The 20,127-nt window shown below is 53.0% G+C and carries 12 protein-coding genes; all 12 read left to right on the forward strand.

Going from position 1 to position 20,127, the window contains the following annotated elements; translation table 11 throughout:
- The first annotated feature begins 215 nt into the window (after nt 1–215).
- The gene (galA, locus tag ACX1C1_RS16045) at nt 216–2,714 is read left to right on the forward strand and encodes a beta-galactosidase GalA (RefSeq protein WP_458953178.1); all 2,499 of its coding nucleotides are present in this window, start codon (nt 216–218) and stop codon (nt 2,712–2,714) included.
- Nucleotides 2,715–2,781: 67 nt separating this feature from the next.
- Nucleotides 2,782–4,293, forward strand: coding sequence for a sulfatase family protein (locus tag ACX1C1_RS16050; protein ID WP_458953179.1), 1,512 nt, complete (start codon nt 2,782–2,784; stop codon nt 4,291–4,293).
- Between the two features lie 585 nt (nt 4,294–4,878).
- Nucleotides 4,879–7,638: a polysaccharide lyase family 8 super-sandwich domain-containing protein gene (locus ACX1C1_RS16055; RefSeq protein ID WP_458953180.1), complete on the forward strand. Its 2,760-nt coding sequence runs from the start codon at nt 4,879–4,881 to the stop codon at nt 7,636–7,638.
- A gap of 15 nt (nt 7,639–7,653) precedes the next feature.
- Complete coding sequence (locus ACX1C1_RS16060; RefSeq protein WP_458953181.1) at nt 7,654–8,661, forward strand: zinc-dependent alcohol dehydrogenase family protein; 1,008 nt, start codon at nt 7,654–7,656, stop codon at nt 8,659–8,661.
- A gap of 129 nt (nt 8,662–8,790) precedes the next feature.
- Nucleotides 8,791–10,581: a sensor histidine kinase gene (locus tag ACX1C1_RS16065; protein ID WP_458953182.1), complete on the forward strand. Its 1,791-nt coding sequence runs from the start codon at nt 8,791–8,793 to the stop codon at nt 10,579–10,581.
- Nucleotides 10,556–12,022, forward strand: a complete 1,467-nt coding sequence (locus tag ACX1C1_RS16070) for a response regulator (protein WP_458953183.1) — start codon at nt 10,556–10,558, stop codon at nt 12,020–12,022. Before ACX1C1_RS16065 ends, ACX1C1_RS16070 begins: the two co-directional genes overlap by 26 nt.
- Before the next feature lie 12 nt (nt 12,023–12,034).
- A complete protein-coding gene (locus ACX1C1_RS16075; RefSeq protein WP_458953184.1) occupies nt 12,035–13,333 on the forward strand; it encodes an ABC transporter substrate-binding protein in 1,299 nt (432 codons plus the stop codon).
- Between the two features lie 158 nt (nt 13,334–13,491).
- Nucleotides 13,492–14,838: an ABC transporter substrate-binding protein gene (locus ACX1C1_RS16080; RefSeq protein WP_458953185.1), complete on the forward strand. Its 1,347-nt coding sequence runs from the start codon at nt 13,492–13,494 to the stop codon at nt 14,836–14,838.
- 70 nt (nt 14,839–14,908) lie between these two features.
- Complete coding sequence (locus ACX1C1_RS16085; RefSeq protein WP_458953186.1) at nt 14,909–15,790, forward strand: carbohydrate ABC transporter permease; 882 nt, start codon at nt 14,909–14,911, stop codon at nt 15,788–15,790.
- Nucleotides 15,791–15,817: 27 nt separating this feature from the next.
- The gene (locus ACX1C1_RS16090; RefSeq protein ID WP_458957700.1) at nt 15,818–16,654 is read left to right on the forward strand and encodes a carbohydrate ABC transporter permease; all 837 of its coding nucleotides are present in this window, start codon (nt 15,818–15,820) and stop codon (nt 16,652–16,654) included.
- 25 nt (nt 16,655–16,679) lie between these two features.
- On the forward strand, nt 16,680–17,867 hold the full coding sequence (locus tag ACX1C1_RS16095; protein WP_458953187.1) for a mandelate racemase/muconate lactonizing enzyme family protein: 1,188 nt from the start codon (nt 16,680–16,682) through the stop codon (nt 17,865–17,867).
- A complete protein-coding gene (locus ACX1C1_RS16100; RefSeq protein ID WP_458953188.1) occupies nt 17,857–20,103 on the forward strand; it encodes an FAD-dependent oxidoreductase in 2,247 nt (748 codons plus the stop codon). The genes ACX1C1_RS16095 and ACX1C1_RS16100 overlap by 11 nt, the downstream gene beginning before the upstream one ends.
- Nucleotides 20,104–20,127: the final 24 nt, after the last annotated feature.

Below are 20,127 nucleotides of genomic sequence, written 5' to 3' on the forward strand. Positions count from 1 at the left end.
GCGGTTTATCTACTAACGATAGGTTACGATTTACCCCTTTGTCAATTGCCCTGTATCGCTCTGCAATAGTCGTAATCGTTTCATCAGAGGTCGAGTATGACACTTACAGAGCCAACGGCCAACACATTATGATAGAAGGATGACAGGCATTATGTGAGGTCGAAGCGGATATGTATGCGCTTGCTTTGGCGCGATTATGGAAATGGGGGATAACTGTGCGAAAGATATGGAGCTTGAATGCGGATTGGAAATTTCATTACGGAGACCTGGCCGCAACCAATTACGATGCGGTGCACAAGGAGCGATATACGAAACCTCATTGGATCAAATCCGGCAACCAAGGGGTTGCCAAATGGGGGTATGACGATTCGGACTGGAGCGATGTCCGCGTTCCTCATGACTTTGTGCTGGAGCGTGCAGAATACGACGCCAAGGTGCCTGCATCGCATGGGTCGCTGACCAAAGGCATTGGCTGGTATCGCAGGACGTTTGTATGTCCTGAGGATGCGGCGGTGAAACGTCTGAGCATCGAATTCGACGGTGTCTTTCGGGACAGCTCCGTCTGGGTGAACGGCCATTATGTCGGCCGGCATCTGAGCGGATACACCAGCTTTGCCTATGATATTACTGAGGTTGTGCGTGTCGGGGAGCCCAATGTCATCGCGGTACGGGTGGATGCAAGCGAATGCGAAGGCTGGTGGTATGAGGGCGGTGGCATCTACCGCGATGTTCGGCTGGTGCTGTCGGACTCGCTCCTCATCCCGCATTGGGGAACATTCGTGAAGGCCGAGCCTGATCCTGATGGCCAGAGTGCGCGAGTTGTTATTGAGACGGAAGTGGCTAGCCATTACGAGCAAGCCGTCTCCTTCGAGCTGCAATCGGTTATCCTCGGGCCAGACGGAATGCCGGCGGGAGAAGTGGTAACCTCAGCAGTCATCGCTGCTGACGATACGTTGACTCTGGAGCAGACGGTTATGCTGCAAGCTCCTTGCCTATGGTCAGTTGAATCACCGAAGCTCTATACCCTCAAGAGTTCGCTCATTATGGAAGGCGTGGCTGTCGATACATATGAAACGGTGTTCGGCGTGCGCTCGATTGCCTTCGACGCCGAGCGAGGCTTCCTGCTGAATGGACAGCCGGTTAAGCTTAAGGGGGTATGCTGCCACGAGGATCATGCCGGTGTGGGCATGGCAGTGCCAGCAGCTGTCAACGAATTCCGTATCCAGCGATTGAAGGAGATGGGCTGCAATGCATACCGAACGTCGCATAATCCGCCTTCTCCTGCCATTCTGGAAGCTTGCGATCGACTCGGCATGCTTGTTATTGATGAGGTGCGCCAGACAGATGCGACAAGTGAAGGACTGAGCCACTTAAGAAGTCTGATCAGCAGAGATCGGAATCATCCATCGATCATTTTGTGGTCGCTCGGCAATGAAGAGATGAACATTCAAGGCAAGGACTTCGGTGTCCGTATTCTGCATGCGATGCAAAAGCTTGCGCATAAGCTGGATCCCACGCGCAAATGCACATACGGCATGAATGCCGACTGGCTGCCGCTTACCTGGTATCATGAAGAGAACGGCTTCCATATCGATGTTCATGGTTTTAACTATATGATGAAGCGGAACTGGGAGGCTTACGATCAGTTTCACAAGGCGTATCCGCACCTGCCGTTTACCGGTACCGAGAATGCATCCACGCTCTCGACTCGCGGAGTCTATCGGCAATCGTCCACCGAGCTCTCTTTGAACCTGTCCGAGCATGGGAAAGTAACCGCTGTCTGGTCCAACCCGAAGCGTGAAGGGCTTGTCAGCGCTTACGGGGAAACCTATCCCGTATGGGGCTCGCAGCCGGAGGAGACCTGGAAAGCTGCGGCGGATCGCGACTTTGTGGCGGGACTGTTCGTATGGACGGGCTTTGACTATCGGGGAGAAACGTTCCCTTACGAATGGCCGAGCGTCATCTCCCGTTACGGCATCCTGGATTTATGCGGCTTCCCGAAAGACATTTATTATTATTATAAGGCCAGATGGACAGACAACGCTGTGCTTCACCTGTTTCCTCATTGGAACTGGCAAGGGAGCGAAGGGCAGATCATTGATGTATGGGCATTCTCCAATATGGATGAGATTGAGCTGTATCTCAACGGCAAGAGCGAGGGAAGGCGGAAGGTGCCGGCTCACGGACATGCCGAATGGGAGGTTGCCTATGAATCCGGTGAATTAATGGCACATGGTTACCGGGATGGAGAGCTTGTGATGACGGAGATCATTACGACCACAGGCGAGCCTGCCCAGATCCTCCTGAGCTCGGAGAGGACTGCCCTTCTTGCAGATGATGAAGATGTATGTATCGTGCAAGCCGCTATTGCCGATGCAGCCGGTCGAATTGTTCCCAATAGTGACGTTCGCCTGACGTTTGCTGTTGAAGGCCCCGGCGAGTTAATCGGCACCGGCAATGGCAATCCGGAAAGTCATGAGGATGATAAGCAGCCTTGCCGAAGCACCTTCCAGGGATTGTGCCAAGTGCTGGTGCGGGTCGATGGAGCAGGCGGTGACATTCGATTAATTGCTGAAGCTGGAGGTTTGAAGGGTGGAGAATTGGTTATTCATGCAGAGTCCTCGAACATGAGGCAGCTGGCTTCGGCATTAAAGCCTGCAGAGCCGAACCGAGCGGGCATGGGGCAGCGAGATGCGGCAGACGGCGGTGTGTAATCGGCATCGATAGGGACGACGCCATTCTCTTATCTAGCATTCCAATACGTATCGGAGGACGACAGATATGACACAATCTCAATCTCATGATCGATCCAACCTATTATTTATCATGTCAGACGATCATGCAGCTAACGCCATTAGCGCATATGGCTCCAGACTGGCTCATGTATGCGCAACTCCCCATATCGATAGACTGGCCAAGGAGGGGGCACTATTCCGCAATTTCTTCTGTACAAATGCGATCTGCACCCCGAGCCGGGCGACCATACTATCGGGACTGTATTCGCATCATAACGGAGTAAAGACGTTAAGCGATACGCTGAGCACCGAGCTCGAAACATATCCGCGGAGGATGCGGGATGCGGGATATGAAACGGCTGTAATCGGCAAGTGGCATCTGCACAGCGAGCCGCAGGGCTTTGATCATTACGATGTGCTGTCCGGTCAAGGAACGTATTGGGACCCTTGTTTTGTCGAGACTGGATTTGATTGGTCGTCGATAACGAACATCCATCATTTGTATACCGGGCAGCGCCATACAGGCTACGTGACGGATGTCATCACGGACAAGTGTCTGGATTGGCTGGAAGCCCGGGACCGCTCCAAGCCGTTTATGCTGCATTGCCACCACAAGGCGCCGCATGATGATTTCGAATATCATCCCCGCTATGAGGAGCTGCTCGACGGAATCGAAATTCCGGAGCCCGACAGCCTGTGGGAGGATCGGCAGCATCGCTCCGAAGGCTCCCGAGATTACGGAACGTCCGTGTCGGAGCGCAATCCGAAGCGGAACGCCGTTCTGCGGCAGAGCGACCCGGCATATCCGACAGGCCCGCTCGAGCTGGCCGGTCTGGATGCGGAAGGCAGAACCAAGGCTGCCTACCAGAAGTATTTGAGAGATTATTTGCGCGTAGTGAAGGGTATCGATGATAACGTTGGCAGATTACTACAATATTTGGATCAGAGCGGTCAGTTGGACAACACGATTGTCATCTATACATCCGATCAAGGGATGTTTCTCGGCGAACATGATTATATCGACAAACGCTGGATTTATGAGGAAGCGATGCAGATGCCGTTCCTTATCCGTTATCCGAAGGAAATCGACCCAGGCACAATCATCGATTCACTCGTCAGCAATATTGATATCGGCCCTACTTTGTTAGACTACGCCGGTACAGCGTATGTGAACCCAGTAGACGGAGCCAGCTTCAGAGGGCTGGTCAATGGCGAGCTGTCGGAGTGGGAGGATGCCGTCTATTATCGATACTGGATGCATCTGACTCATCATGACAACCCGGCGCACTTCGGCTTGCGCACGAGAGACTACAAAATTATATTCTTCTACGGGCTCCCGCTGGATGCTTCGGGCGCAACGAACGAGGAAACGCCGGCTTCGTGGGAATATTACGATTTGCGCAAGGATCCCAATGAAATGAACAATGTCTATGGTCGACCCGAATACAAGGAGCTTATCGCAGAAGCCAAACGGAGATTGCTTGCCATCAAGCAAAGGGTAGGCGATGACGATTCGGCCTATCCGTTGTTGCTGGAGCGGATGGGGCTAACGTGCTGATTATTGAACTAGGGATGTTATCACAAGCGCCGAAGTCGCAACGAACATGGAGCGGTTATTGAAAAAATCAGATCTGATCTTGAGTGAGATAGAGGTTGAGTTTTGGCGATAAGGATAAGCAGTTCTTCAGAGACGAGAAAGATATCTTTGAAGAGCTGCTTCTTTTGTATACCGAGGCAGGTGCTTGTACCGCCCTAAATCTAAAATGCAGCATCTCCTTTTAGAGGTTGTTCAAAAAGCCCAATTTTGATCACGAAGCAAACTCGAGTAGCATAATCGACGTCGAATATCAAATTCAGCCGAAACTAAGCAGATGCTTACGAAGTATGTTTCCTTCGGAAACATTGCAGGTGCTCACGTAGCTGCCACTACGCTCCGCTCCTCAGTTCCTAGCTTCATCCGATCTTCTCGGTGCTGAAAACTGGACTTTTTGAACTTGCACTATTAAGGGATAATTAAATGAATGAATATGTACTATACATACACAAGTTCTGTTCCTTACGGAGCAGCCATCCGATCTCTATACTTGCAGGTGAAGACATCTAGTAACAAACAGACACACCATTCATGAGAGGATGTGGGTTAATGAGATGGATGTATCGCTTGCCGCTAACGTACGGGATCGTGTTTGCCATGCTAATTGTCATGCTGGGGGTTCCTCCGCTACAGAACGTGCATGCAGCGGATGAATTTGATGATCTGAGGGAAAAGTGGAAGACCACCCTGACCGGGGGACCGGGCATCAGCACGAGCGACCCGCACATTGCGGCACGGGTGGGCTCGATCACTGCAGCCGCGCAAGCGCGTTGGGACAGCATGGATACGTCGCCGACGCGGACATACTTGTGGAGCGATATCACGGGCAGCAGTTCCAGCAATGTGACCAGCAACTACGATCGCCTGAGGGAAATGGCGCTGGCTTATGCGGTGAAGGGCTCGGCGCTTGAGAACGATTCAGCCTTGCTGGCCGACCTTGTCGACGCCTTGGACTGGATGTATGCCAATCAGTATAATGCGACCAAAACGGGGGGCAACTGGTGGGATTGGCAGATAGGCGCCCCGTTGCGGCTCAATGACATCGTCGTACTCCTGTACGATCAGTTAAGCGCTACGCAAATCGCCAATTTCATGAACACGGTGAATCACTTCTCGCCGAACGTCCAGATGGACGGCGCCAATCGTGTGTGGAAAGCGACAGTCGTAGGCGTTCGCGGCGTTATCGTTAAGGAAGGGACGAAGATTGCAGCAGCGCGCAACGGCATGAGCAACGTATTCAACTACGTGACCAGCTCGGACGGATTCTACCTGGACGGATCCTTCATTCAGCACGGCTCATACTCGTATGCCGGCGGATACGGCGCATCTTTGATTCGAGACATGGCGGCGGTGATCTATCTGCTGGAGAATTCCACATGGGAGGTAACGGACAGCGATCGGGCCAACATCTATCCGTTTATCTACGATTCGTACGAACCGTTCATTTACAAGGGCTTGGTCATGGACATGACCCGGGGAAGGGACATCTCGCGTAAAATCTACCAGGATCACGTCTATGGCCATCGCATTATGGAGGCGGTTATCCGCTTGTCCCAGATCGCGCCTTTGTCTGATGCGGACCGGCTTCGCAGTATGGCCAAATACTGGATTCAGGAGGATTCATACAGGGATTTCTTCGAATATGCAACGCTTGACATGATCACGCTCGGCAAGTCGATTACGGGAAACAGCTCGGTAACGCCGCGCGGGGAACTCGTCATGTACAAGCAGTTCCCCAGGATGGATAGAGCCGTGCATCTGCGACCTGGCTTTGGCTTCGGCATCAGCATGCATTCCAGCACGCGTACGCGCAATTTTGAATTGATGAACAACGAGAACATGAAGGGCTGGCATACGGCCGACGGGATGACCTACTTGTATAATCAGGATTTGGCGCAGTTCAGCGATGACTTCTGGCCGACGGTAGACTCCTACCGGCTGCCGGGGACGACGGTGCAGCGGAATACGACGGTAAGCGCGAGCAAGTACAGCGACAAGAATTGGGTAGGCGGAGTATCGATGCAAGGTTTGTACGGCGTCACGGGCATGGAGCTTCATCCTTATGGGAAGACGCTAGAGGCCAAGAAGTCCTGGTTCATGTTCGACGACGAGATCGTTGCGCTGGGGACGGGGATCGTATCGTCGGATTTGAAGGCGGTCGAGACGATCGTCGAGAATCGCAAGCTCGGCAGCGCAGGCAACAACGCTTTCACGGTGAATGGCACAGCGAAACCGACAACGCTTGGCTGGACGGAGACGATGACGAACGTCGATTGGGCGCATCTGGCCGGTCATGTCGCTGGATCGGATATCGGCTATTATTTTCCCGAGCCGGCGGCACTGACGGGCCTGCGGGAAGCAAGGACGGGCGAATGGAGCCAGATCAACAACAATGCTGCCTTCAGGGATACGACGCCGGTCACGCGTAACTATATGACGCTGTTATTCGATCATGGCACAGATCCGACAGGAGCGGCCTATGAATACGTCATTCTCCCGAACAAAAGCAGCAGTCAAGTGAGCAGCTACGCCAGTAATCCGGATATTGAAGTGCTTGCCAACACACCTGCTGTGCAGGCCGTGAAGGAACAAAATCTCGGTATTGTCGGCGCTGCATTTTGGACAGATTCGTTATCTTGGGTGCAGGACGACGGGACGGACTATCTATCCAGCAACAGGAAGGCAGCGGTGATGACGAAGACTTCTGCCGGCGAGCTGGAAGTATCGGTGTCCGATCCTACACAAGCTCATACAGGTACGATCGAGCTCGAAATCAAGCGCAGCGCGGCCGGCACAATCTTAACCGATCCGGGCATCGTCGTTAATCAATTGGCCCCTACAATCAAGCTGACAGTGGATGTGCTGAATGCGAAAGGCAAGACGTTCACGGCAAAATTCGCGCTGTCGGAAGAAGTGATTGTCGACAATGCAGATGCTGAGAAGATCGGTTCCTGGACAACGTCTACACATATGGACAATTATTACGGCGATGATTATTACTACCGTGCGACAGGCAACGGGTCGGTCAAGCTGCGCTTTAGACCGAATCTTCCCGCTGGGGGCGACTATAAAGTCTATTACCGCATTCCGAACGGCGATTCGAAGCGTGCGACCAACGCGCCGTTCACCGTCTATTACAGCGGAGGTTCCCAGACCTATGCAGTGAACCAGCAGGTGTCTCCGGGCGGAAGCTGGGTGCTGCTCGGCACGCACTCGTTCGCGGCTGGCACCACAGGGTATGTTGAGCTAACAAATGCAGGAAATAACGACTATGTTATCGGGGACGCGATCAAATTCGTGGCCGATTGAGGAGTAGGTAACGACGTGAAAGCATTGGTAATAGAAGCACCGCATCGAGCGGTCGTTCAAGAGGTTCCTTATCCAAGCCCAGGAAGCGGCGAGATTACGATTAGAGTGGAGCGAACAGGAATATGCGGCACAGATATCCACATTTTCGAAGGCTCTTACATCTCGCCGTATCCGCTCATTCCGGGTCATGAATTTTCCGGAACTGTGCATGATGTGGGAGAAGGTGTCGACGGATTCGCGCCAGGTGACCGGGTCAGCGCCGATCCGAATTTGTTTTGCGGGAGCTGCGAATTCTGCCTGACCAATCGAGGCAATCAGTGCTCCCGGTTCGAGGCGATTGGCGTCACGCTGAACGGCAGCATGGCCGAGTTCGTGAAGGTGCCCGCGCGGAACGCTTTGAAGATTCCCGAGGGCATGACATTCGCAGAGGCGGCGTTCATCGAGCCGATGGCTTGCGTCGTCCATGCGATGAACCGGCTGCAGCTTCGAGCCGGAAGTCGGGTGCTGCTGCTTGGCGCAGGCGCTATGGGACAACAGCTTGTGCAAGCGCTGTCCGCATCGGGCGCATCGATTCTTTGCGCGGCCGATATATCAGAGCGCAAGCTGAGTATGGCGATGCAGCTCGGTGCAACTCACACTGTGCTCAGCAGCGATCTCGATCCGTCCCGGATGAAGAAGATTGCGCCTCACGGTTTCGATGTCGTAGTTGAAGCTACAGGCATACCTGCCGTAATCGAACGAGCCTTCGCATTTATGGGTCCTGCTGCCACCTATCTGCAGTTCGGGGTAACCGATCCGCAGGCGAAAATACCGCTAAGCCCCTTTGAGCTCTTCAAGAAGGATTGGACGCTGCTCGGTTCGATGGCGATCAACCATACTTTCGTCCCTGCGATGCATTGGCTCGCTGCGGGTCGCATTCTGGTACAGCCGCTCATCTCCGATACAATCGGATTGGAAGAAGCTGCGCAGTTCTTGGCCGGCCCCCGCGATCCCGATCAGTATAAAGTGCAAATTCAGCCATGAACCTTCGGCTGGGATAGCAGGATTCACAGAATAGCATGGAACGAATCCTAGTTGTTTAGCTTTATCTTCCTCTCAAACCGATTGATCTGATATATTAGAGATAGTTCGGACGGCAGAGGGGCGATGGCGATGAACAGATTCATACCGGGTTCTTTGAAATATCGGTTGTTTCTTGCTTTTATGCTGTTTATTTTCGTCCCTCTGACTGCGCTGTCCCTGTACGTTTTCCAGATGATCGAGAACTCGATGCAGGAACAATTGATTGCGAAGAACCAGCAAGAAATCGAAGACATGAACGCTTCGCTCGACGAACTGATGTCCGTCGTGATGAAAGCGTTTATTCTGTTGGAGAAGGATTCAGGCATTGTCCGCCTGTTCAGGTCGCCGGAGGAAGTCCATGCGCTCGATCGGCAGCACCTGCTCGAAGAAAAGATGAATACGATCGACAATACGTTGTTCCTGTATCATTCCCCTCAGGTTCACTACACGCTGGCCGATTATCATCGGCATATCTATACCTCTTACCTGCCGCGCGAGCGGCTGGATTATGATGACTTTCTATCGGATGCACGCTCGAAGATGAGCCCATCCTCCCCTTATCAATGGGTAACCAATGAAAAAAACTACGTGCTTTCCGACCACTCGAGCAGCCCTCGGCTGTTATCCCTAATCGCACATCTTCGCGAACCGAGCGGGGATTCATACGGCCTTGCCCGGATTAGCATCGATTATACCCTATGGTTCAACAGCATGACGGAACGGTCCCATCTGCCCCAAGCCTATTATATTCTTGACAGAAACGGAACGACAATCCTCCAATCCGACGTTCAGCAGCCGATCTCGACTTATACGGTGACACGGATGCTGGAAGGAGACAGGTCGACAGGAAGGAGCGTCTCCTTTATCGACCCCGAGGCTTCGACTATCGTTACGTTCAGCTATGTGCCTGCCTTGAACTGGTTCATCGCGAATTCAGTCTCTCAGGAGGTCCTGTTCCGGGACGTGCAGCGTTTGAAGGAACAAGCATTTACTGTCTTCCTGTTTATTGTGCTGCTGTTCGTGGGCATTACGCTGTTTATCTCTTCTTCCATCACGAGACCGCTGCAGACTCTTCGCAACAAGATGACGGACGTCGTAGACAAGAATCTGAAGGTGAACGTCCCAGAGCATGGCTACCAAGGCGAAATTCTCGAGCTGACACGCGCCTTCAACCGGATGATCCTGGACATGAACGGAATGGTGCACAAGCTCAAGCTAGAGCAGGTACAGAGGGAGGCGGTTCGATTTCAGATGCTGCTGTCGCAGATGAATCCCCATTTTTTGTTCAATACGTTAAACACAGTGAAGTTCATCGCCATGCGCAAACAGGACGACGACATCGTCGAGATCTGTATCTCGCTTGGCAAGCTGCTCGAGACCAGTCTCAACACGGACATCGAATTGATTCATCTAAGTGACGAAATGAAGCTGATCGAGGCCTATGTTTCCATTCAGAAGTTCAGGTACAACAATCAATTTCAGATCGAATACGATGTGCCGGACGAACTGGTCTATTCGCTGGTCCCAAAGCTGTCGCTGCAGCCGCTTGTCGAGAATTCGATCTATCACGGAATTGCGAACCTTGACGGCGACGGAAGGATTACCATTCGTGTATATGCTGCAAGAGAGCGGCTCCATATCGAGGTCGAGGACAACGGTGTCTCTGCTGAACGTTCTGGCGATGGCCGGCAGATGAGATCACGTACGGGGATCGGATTAACCAACCTGAGGGAACGGCTGGGAATTCTGTTCCGCTCTGAAGGAGGGCTCGAATTGACGACCAGGGAGTCAGGTACGATCGTAAGTCTTTACCTCCCGTTATTGCTGTCTACCCCTTACAAGGAAGGTGACGAAGATGGCTTGGACCGTATTGCTCGTTGAAGATGAGCTCTTCCTGCGCGAGTCGATTAAGGAGATTATCCAGTGGGATGACATGAACATGCGCTTGATCGGTGAAGCCTCGAACGGCGTGGAAGCGCTCACGATCATCGAATCGGAATCGCCTGATCTGGTCATCTCCGACATCATGATGCCGTTTATGGACGGCGTGGAGCTCCTGGTGAAGACCCGTTCAGCCGGAATCGGGAGCAAATTTATTATGCTGACCTGCATGAATGAATTCGATTATGTACAGAAGTCGCTCCAATATGGCGCTTCCAGCTACATCTTGAAGCTGTCGATGACCGTGAAGTCCTTGCGCGAGGCATTATGCAAGATACATGACGAGCTTGAGCATGCGATGACTGACAGCAACTCGGAAGCCGTGACGTATTATAGGGCAATATGGGAGGAGATGCGGCATTCCGTCGCCCCCGCCCAGGAACATGCAGGCGGGGGCCAGCCGTTCAGGGGAGCTCGCGAATCGACGCTTAGGATGATCGTGATTCTGCACGGGCAATCCTCGTTTTCGATCGACCAATTGCGAGCGCTTCACTTGATAGATTCAAGACATGCTTATACGACGCAATTGTTTACCGAGACAGGCATAACGACCGTCTTCCTGTGGTCGATTCGTCCGGTTCAATTCCGGTCTCGCGCCGTCGTTCCGTACGCAATGATCCTCTCGCCTGCGATAAAGTCGAGTCATCTGGAACAGGTATGGAGAGGCATGATGAGACAGCTTGGCGAATGCTGGTATACAGGACGCAAGGAGGCAGTAGACTACGAGGGCAGCTCCCAGGATGGGCCGAAGCATGCGGCAACCTGGAGCTTGGAGCTGGAACTGATCCGGTTATTCGAGCAGCGTAACATCGACGCTTGCGAGAGGCATCTAGAGAATATGTGGGACCGGATGAGGGAGCAGCTCATGCCCCTGCAAGCGGTGGTGGAAACAGCTGGCAGACTAGAAGCGACCTTCAGACGAATTGCGGAAAGCGCCGAGTATCGACGGGAGAGCTTGCTTGCAGCCGTCAACCATGAGGAGCTCTATAAGCGGCTGTCCGCCTATATGAAATCCGATATGCGGCATTGGATTGATCGGACGCTGGATGAGACGGACCACCACGAAATTAACAAGGTCCGCCTATATATTCAGCAGCACTACGAACAGCAGATTACGGTCAAGTCGATGGCGAAGTATGTAGCAATGGATGAGACGTATTTAAGCAACCTGTTCAAGAAGAAGACAGGCGAGACGCTGATTCGTTATTTGCATAAGATCCGATTCGAAAGATCCGTCCATTATTTGGAGCGAACCAACCTGTCGATCAACGATATCGCAGAGAAAGTCGGCTTTATGAATACAAATTATTTCAACCGGATATTCAAGCGACTTACCGGGCTTACGCCAGGTGACTACAGGAAAAATGTCGGACAACGATAGGGGAGTCGGCTCATGGCGAACAAGGTATACGGGCTATGCTTGCTCGCGTTGATTATAGGTTTGCTGGCGGGCTGCAGCGATTCGTCCGGAAAAGTTTGGCTCGGCGATACCGTACCGGGGGAGGAACCCGTTGTCCGATTGACGTTCTGGGGCGGCGTACCCGCTGAGGCAGGACCGCAGGAGGTTGTGGACAGGTGGAACGCGATAAATCCGGGCATTCAGGTTGAGTATGTACGTTATGTCAATGACAATTCGGGGAATATGAAGCTGGATACGGCGCTTATGACGGGGCAAAGCATCGATTTGTTCGCCAGCTACACGATCCCGCGTCTGGAGAGCCGCGTTCTGACGGGTACGGCGCTGGATCTCAATCAATTCGACGATTACGACATCGATGATATGATGGGTCCAGAGGCCAAGGAGTGGCAAATCGACGGACGGTATTATGCAATGCCGACGAAGGAGAACCGTCATTTTTTCTGGCTGAATAAGGACCTGCTCGATCAAGCGGGCTTGCCCGTTCCCGTGGATTGGACATGGGAGGATGTTCGCTATTATGCACGGATCCTGCAAGGTCACGCCGACTGGGGAATGGTACAGACCCTTCGCGAATTTCATTATCCCATGGACGGTTCGATGTCGTTGCTTGGTTACGTTAAGCCGGATGGGAATTCCAATCTCGACCATGCCTACATTCGCAGCTATCTGGAGTCGATGTACGAGATGATGCACGAGGACCGGACGACGCCTCAGTTTGGCGATCAGATAGCGAACAAGATGCCGGTCGAACCGATCTTCCTGAGCGGGCAAGCCGGTCTGTTCTTCGGCGGTGAATGGATATTCCGCTTCGCCAATAATACGGAACAGTACCCGCGCAGCTTCAAGATCGCCTTTGCGCCGGAACCGCGAATCGAAGAAGAGCAGACCGGCTACAGCGCGTTAGGGGGTTTGGGGGACGCCATATCGATTCACGCTCGTTCCCCTCATCAAGAGGAGGCATGGCGTTTCCTGAAGTGGTATGCGGATGAAGGGATGCGTCCGACGATCAGCGGAGGCCGCATTCCGGCGAGCCGCGCATTTGACCGGGACCAGGCCCTGAAGCTTCTTCTTGGGGATAGGGAACATCTGTATGACGTCCCTTCGCTGCTGCGTGTTCTCGGCGATGATTATCCGACTTATCAGCTTAAGGTGGATCAGCAGGTGATCGATATCCGGCAGGAAGAATACGAGAAATATCTCATCGGTCTTCAGAGTCTGGATGAGACGATGGAACGGATGGCCATGCGGCATAATCAATGGCTTGGACAATAATATGTTTCAATGACCCGGCGATGCCGGGTTTTTTTGTGCAATCCACTTGCATAACACGAGTGATATGTTCCATTCAAACATAGGATCTATTCATTATTCGAGATCGGTCAGCTTGTTATAGTGTAATTGTAAAACAACAATTACATGGAGGGTTGTAAATGAAGAGACAATCAAAGCTTGGCCTTATCTCACTCGTACTGCTGCTGAACGTACTGCTGTTATCCGCATGCATGGGCGGCAATAACGGGGTTGCGCCTACAGCAGCCGGCAATGAGAAGCAATCCGGATCGACTGGGAACAAGGGGGATGGCGAGCCGATCAAGCTGACCTTCTGGGGAGGCGTACCTGCCGAAGCGGGACCGCAGGAGGTCGTTGATAATTGGAACAAGGAGAACCCCGATATTCAGGTCGAGTACGTTCGATATGTGAATGACGACGCCGGCAATTTGAAGCTGGACACCGCTCTCATGACCGGACAGGGCGTTGATCTTTATGCCAGCTATTTGCTCCCAAGATTGGAGAATCGGGTGCAGGCCGGCAACGCCGTCGACCTCGCCCAATTCGGCGATTACGACATCGATGACAAGATCGGCCCCGATGCCAAGACATGGCAGGTAGATGGGAAATATTATGCGATGCCGACGAAGAAGAACATTTATTTTATGTGGTTGAACAAAGACGCACTAGACGCAGCAGGCTTGCCTGTGCCATATGACTGGACTTGGGAGGATGTTAAGGATTACGCCAAGCAGCTCGGGACGGATGATCGATGGGGTATGGTGCAGACCTTGCGCGAACTGGACTTCATCATGGACGGCTCAACCACTGCCAAGGGCAACATTCTGCCTGACGGGACGTCGAATCTGGGAGATCCGAACGCACGCCGTTATCTGGAAATTCTGCATGAAATGATGTTCGAGGATAAGACAACGCCGCCGATGGGCGAGCAGATCTCGAACAAAATGCCGATCGAAGCCGATTTCCTTGGCGGCAAGGCTGCCATGTTCTATGCCGGCGAATGGATATTCCGTTTCGCCAACAACCTGAAGGACTATCCGCGCGACTTCAAGATCGCATTCGCACCGATTCCTAAGGTGACTGCGGGGCAAGGCGACTTCAAGACGATCGGAGGCGTTGGCGACGCCATATCGATTAATGCCAATTCGAAAAATGTCGAAGCGGCTTGGAAGTTCTTGAAGTGGTATGCGGATGGCGGCATGATTCCTCAGGCGGCGGGCGGACGACTGCCGGCTTCTAAGGATGCGGACGGCGAATTGGCGCTAGAGCTGTTATTGAAAGGTGTGGAGGACACCTACGACCTGGATTCCGTCAAAAAGGTGCTGCTGCGGGACGACCTGGAGAAGTTCACGCTGAACTTGGAGCAGCAAGTGATCGACATGCGGAAGGAAGAATATGAGAAGTATTTCACGCATGCACAGTCGCTTGACGACACCGTGGCCAATATCGTCAAGCGCCACAACGACTTTATAAAGCAGTCCAAATAATCGATGCTCTGTCGTGTAAGGAGCGGCGCTGCCGCTCCCTCCACGATTAGATAGAAGGGAGGCACCAAGCTTGAAAATCAGTTGGATGAAAAGGCAGAAGCTCGTCGGCTATCTCTTTATTGCGCCTAATATGCTGGGAATCCTCCTCTTTTTCTTCTTGCCAGCCATGTTTTCGCTAGCGGTTACGTTCACGGATTGGCAGTTTACGACCCGCAGCGCCAACTTCGTCGGCTTTGATAATTTTATCCGGTTGTTTCAGGATCCCGTCTTTTATGACTCGTTGACTAATACGCTGTTGTTCCTGGCTGCCGTTCCGCTCAGTATCTTTCTCGCTTTTATTGTGGCTGTCCTGTTGAACCAGAGCGTCTATCTGAAAAATATGCTGCGCGCCATGTATTTCTTGCCTTACATTACGAGCGGCGTGGCGGTGGCTTTTGTGTGGATGCTGCTGTTTCATGCCAAGGACGGCCCGATTAATGCTTTCCTGCGCTCGATTGGCATCGCAAACCCGCCGGGCTGGTTCTCGACGATCGATACGCCAATGTTCGCCTTTGATATTATTTGGGTGTGGTTTCTGCTGGGCTACAACATGATCATTTATCTTGCCGCGTTGCAGGAGATATCGCCAGAGCTGCTGGAGGCAGCGAAGATTGACGGAGCGAAACGCTTGACGACGGTACGGCACATCTTGCTGCCGCTTGTCAGTCCAACCACGCTCTTCCTGCTCATTACGGGCTTCATCACAACCGTCAAGGCCTTCGGCATCATCGAGGCGATTACGCATGGAGGACCCGGAACGAGCTCGCATGTGCTGTCGCTCTTCGTTTACAAGACAGCGTTCCGCTATTACGAGATGGGATATGCCGCATCTATATCCTGGATCTTGTTTTTGTTGATCATGATTATTACCGGCATTCAATGGGCAGCGCAGAAAAAATGGGTTCACTACTAATGGTCGGAGGAGATTAGGATGGCTACAATGACAACACAGCGCAAGGACAGCCTGAAGAAGCTGCTGCTTACCGGCCTGATGCTCGTCTTCGGCATTGCGATGATCCTTCCTTTCCTGTGGATGATCAGTGCTTCGTTCAAAAGTCCGCAGGAGGTATTTCTGTACCCGATTCGCTGGATTCCTTCCGAGTTCTTGCTGGATCACCACATCAAGGTATGGACGGGCAGAGAGAGCTTCGCCGTCTATTATTGGAATTCGATTAAAATCAGTCTGATCAGCATGTTTGGCGCCACGCTGCTTGCGGCATTCGCCGCATATGGCTTCGCCAGGGTCGAGTTTCCGGGGCGGGGGCCAATCTTCATTTTTTATCTGTCCATGATGATGATACCGCCCCAAATCTTGTTCGTGCCGAAATTTCTCATGTTCGATTGGCTGGGCATTTACAATACGCATCTTGCCTTAATTCTGCCAGGGATGTTCACGATATTCGGCGTGTTCATGCTGAGACAATTTTTTATGGGCATTCCGATGGATATTTCCGAATCCGCGATGATCGACGGAGCGGGGCATTTTCGGATTTTCTTCCAACTGATGCTCCCGCTGGCCAAGCCGGCGCTTGCAACTTTCGCGATTATCGACTTCTCCTGGCACTGGAATGATTATGAGAACGCCTTGGTATTCCTGTTGGATAAAGATCTGTTTACGATCCCGCTAGGGCTGCAAAATTTCATAGACGAACATTACGTCGACTATAACGGGATGATGGCGGCAGCCACGGCGGGCATTATCCCGATGATTGTGGTATTCCTGATCGGTCAGCGATTCATCATTCAAGGCATATCGAGTACAGCGGTCAAAGGCTAACCGTTTAAAGGAGAGCGAAGTGTCTATGCGTATTAAGCGAATAGAAGTTGTACAACTGGAAGCCAGCTTCGCAAAGCTGTTCGGAGGGAGCGATAAGGTGCCGCCGTCTCTGCTGTTCCCTGGTGCTTCCTTCGCATCAAGGCCGCGGTTCGGCCAAGCGAGCACACTCATCAGGATCACGACGGACGACGGCTTAGTCGGAGTCGGCGAAGCTTGGGGATTGCCAAGTCCCCGCATTCCTGCGGTCATCATCGAGGAAGTATTCGCGCCGATGCTGATCGGTGCCGACCCGTTCGCCACGTCCGTGCATTGGGATCGGATGTACGGCACGTTGAACCGAATGGGCAACACGAGGGGCTTTGCCATGGAGGCGATGAGCGCCATCGACATGGCTTGTTGGGATTTGAAGGGACGAATGACGGGAATGCCGATCCATGCGTTGCTTGGCGGACGTCATCGCGAACGAATCGATTGCTACGCAAGTCCTGTGTACTTTTTTGATAATCCGGCAGAATCGGCAGCAAAAGCGTTGGAATACGTAAATGAAGGATTTCGTGCCGTCAAGGTGAAAGCAGGACGGTCGATCAAGACGGATCTTGCGCATCTTGCAGCCGTGCAGGATGCCGTGGGACCAGATGTCAAGCTGCTCGTCGACATGAATTGCGCTTACGACGTACGCACGGCGATCACGCTTGCGCGGGAATTGGAGGCGTTCAATATCCTATGGTTCGAAGAACCCATTCCGCCGGAAGATGCGGAAGGACTTCTCGCTATCCATCGCGCCATTCGGATTCCGCTCGCGACCGGCGAGAACGAATTCACTCCCCAGGGCTTTCGGGACATGCTGCGGTTAGGCGCCGTCGATATCATCATGCCGAATGTGACACGTGCAGGCGGATTCACGGGGTTGGATCATATAGCCAAGCTCGCCGAAGCATTCTCGGTGAAGATCGCGCTTCACGGAGTAGGCTCGGGCGTTCAGGTTGCGGCGGCCGTCCAAGCGATGGCAGCGTACGGCAACGCTTATCTCTATGAATATAATCGATTGCTTAATCCGCTCAGAGAAGCGCTGATCGAGCCATTTCCTGCTTTCGCTGACGGCGCGCTGGTTGTACCGGACGGTCCGGGACTCGGTGTAGAGCTTAATAGCTCCACCGTCGATCAATATGCAATTTCGACATCGGTTAAGGAGTGTTCAATCAATGAGATATGAAACAGTACAAAGTGATGTGACGGTCGTAGGCGGAGGGTTGGCCGGGGTCTGCGCTGCGGTGGCGGCTGCCAGATTAGGCAAGAAGGTGGCATTGATTCAGAATCGCTCCGTGCTGGGCGGCAATTCCAGCAGCGAGGTCAGGGTATGGGTAGTAGGAGCTACGGGCCATGGCGTGAACCGGTATGCGCGTGAAGGCGGGATCATGGGCGAGATGTTCGTGGAGAATCAATACCGGAACCCGGACGGCAATCCGTATCTATGGGATCTGATCGTGCTGGAGACGGTATACAGCGAACCGAATATCCAGTTATTCCTGAATACTGACGTTCACGAGGTGGAAGCGGATGGCGATGAGGATGAAAGGGTCATTCATGCGGTTACCGGCTGGATGATGGGTTCAGAGCGGAGAATCCGCTTCGAGGGACCGGTCTTCCTCGATTGTACAGGCGACGGCCTTGTCGGGTTTCTGGCTGGAGCCAAGTATCGGATCGGGCGCGAATCAAGAGAGGAGTACGGCGAAGATTGGGCCCCGGAAGTCGCAGATGACATCACGCTTGGCAGCACGCTGCTATTCTATACGAAGGATGCCGGCCATCCGGTGAAATATATCCCGCCAAGCTTCGCCAAGGATATTACAGAAACGCCGATCCCGATGAAACGGGTACTGAACAGCGGCGACTCGGGCTGTCATTATTGGTGGATCGAATGGGGCGGAGAGCTGGACACGCTTCATGATAATGAGCGGATTCGTGACGAATTGTGGGCAGTCATCTACGGGATATGGGATTACATCAAGAACTCGGGGAAATTCGATGCGGCTAATATGACGCTGGAGTGGGTCGGCAGCGTCCCGGGTCGAAGGGAATACAGACGGTTTATCGGCGACTATGTTATGACCAAACAGGATCTCGAAAAACAGACGCAGTTTGAGGATAAGGTCACGTTCGGAGGCTGGTCGATCGATCTGCATCCGCCTGAGGGGATGTATGCGTCGGGGTATACGTCCATGCATTATCACGCTGATGGGATCTATCACATCCCATTCCGAAGCCTGTACTCCGTCAATGTTCGCAACCTGCTGTTCGCAGGACGCAATATTAGCGCATCTCATGTCGCCTTCGGTTCGACGCGCGTCATGGGGACATGCGCGACGATGGGCGAAGCGGCAGGCACCGCAGCGGCGATATGCGCAACAAAGGAGATTACGCCAAGAACACTCTTCAGCGAGCATATGCAAGAGCTGCAGCAAACCTTGCTGTGGCAGGATGCATCGGTTATCGGCTTGCGCAATACCGCGCCTGATGACCTCTGTCTGCGTGCTGCGGTCACCGCTTCCAGCTATATGGACCGAATTGCAGTTACGGAAGCAGATGAGAAATTCCGTCTGATCAGCGACGCCGGATTGATCTTGCCGGCCGATTCGGGAATCGGAACGATTCGTCTGCTGCTTGATGCTGAAGAGGACACGACCGTTACGCTTGAGCTGTGGGATACCGGTAAATTGGAGAATTATATCCCGGTAAACAGGCAGGCGCATTGCGTTCAAACCGTACTTGAGGGCGAGAAGCAATGGGTGTCGTTCGAATTGAACTGGAATCCGACAGAAGCACAAAATGCTTTCTTGATCGTACGCGAGAATGAGAAGGTCAGCTTGCACTTATCGCACACCCCGCAAACGGGCGTATTGTCTTTCGTACGCGAGAAGAAGCTGAACGTCGCGCGCGGCATGGAATCGCTCGATCAGAGTCAGCCTGTCGTTCAATGGAATATGAAGCGGGTTGTACGCAAGCCGTTCTGCTTCGAGCTGATTAACGAGACGAAGGCATTCCACCCCGCCAAGGTGATTGACGGGTACAAGCGTCCATACGGGGGACCGCACATGTGGTTGTCGCAGAGCATGCGTGACGGCAGCGAGCCATGGCTTGAGCTGCAATGGAGCGAAGCCGTGCCCATTACGGAAATCCATCTGATCTTTAATGATGATGTGAACGAGGATTTGATCAATCTGCATCATCATCGCACGTCCTTCCAGGTCATGCCGGAGCTTGTCCGTGATTACCGGATCGAACGGTTCGAAGACGGTCGATGGTTGACCTTGTTCGAAGAACGTAACAACCGTCAGCGGAAGCGTGTGCATGCCTTGGACAATGCAGTTGCCGCAGATCGCATACGCCTCGTGATCACCGCTACGAACGGCAGCAGCCATGCGGAGGTAGTCGAAATTCGAGTGAGATAGCGGCCAAGCAATATGGAGGGAGAT

The sequence above is a fragment of the Paenibacillus sp. strain BS8-2 genome, from assembly GCF_054483835.1.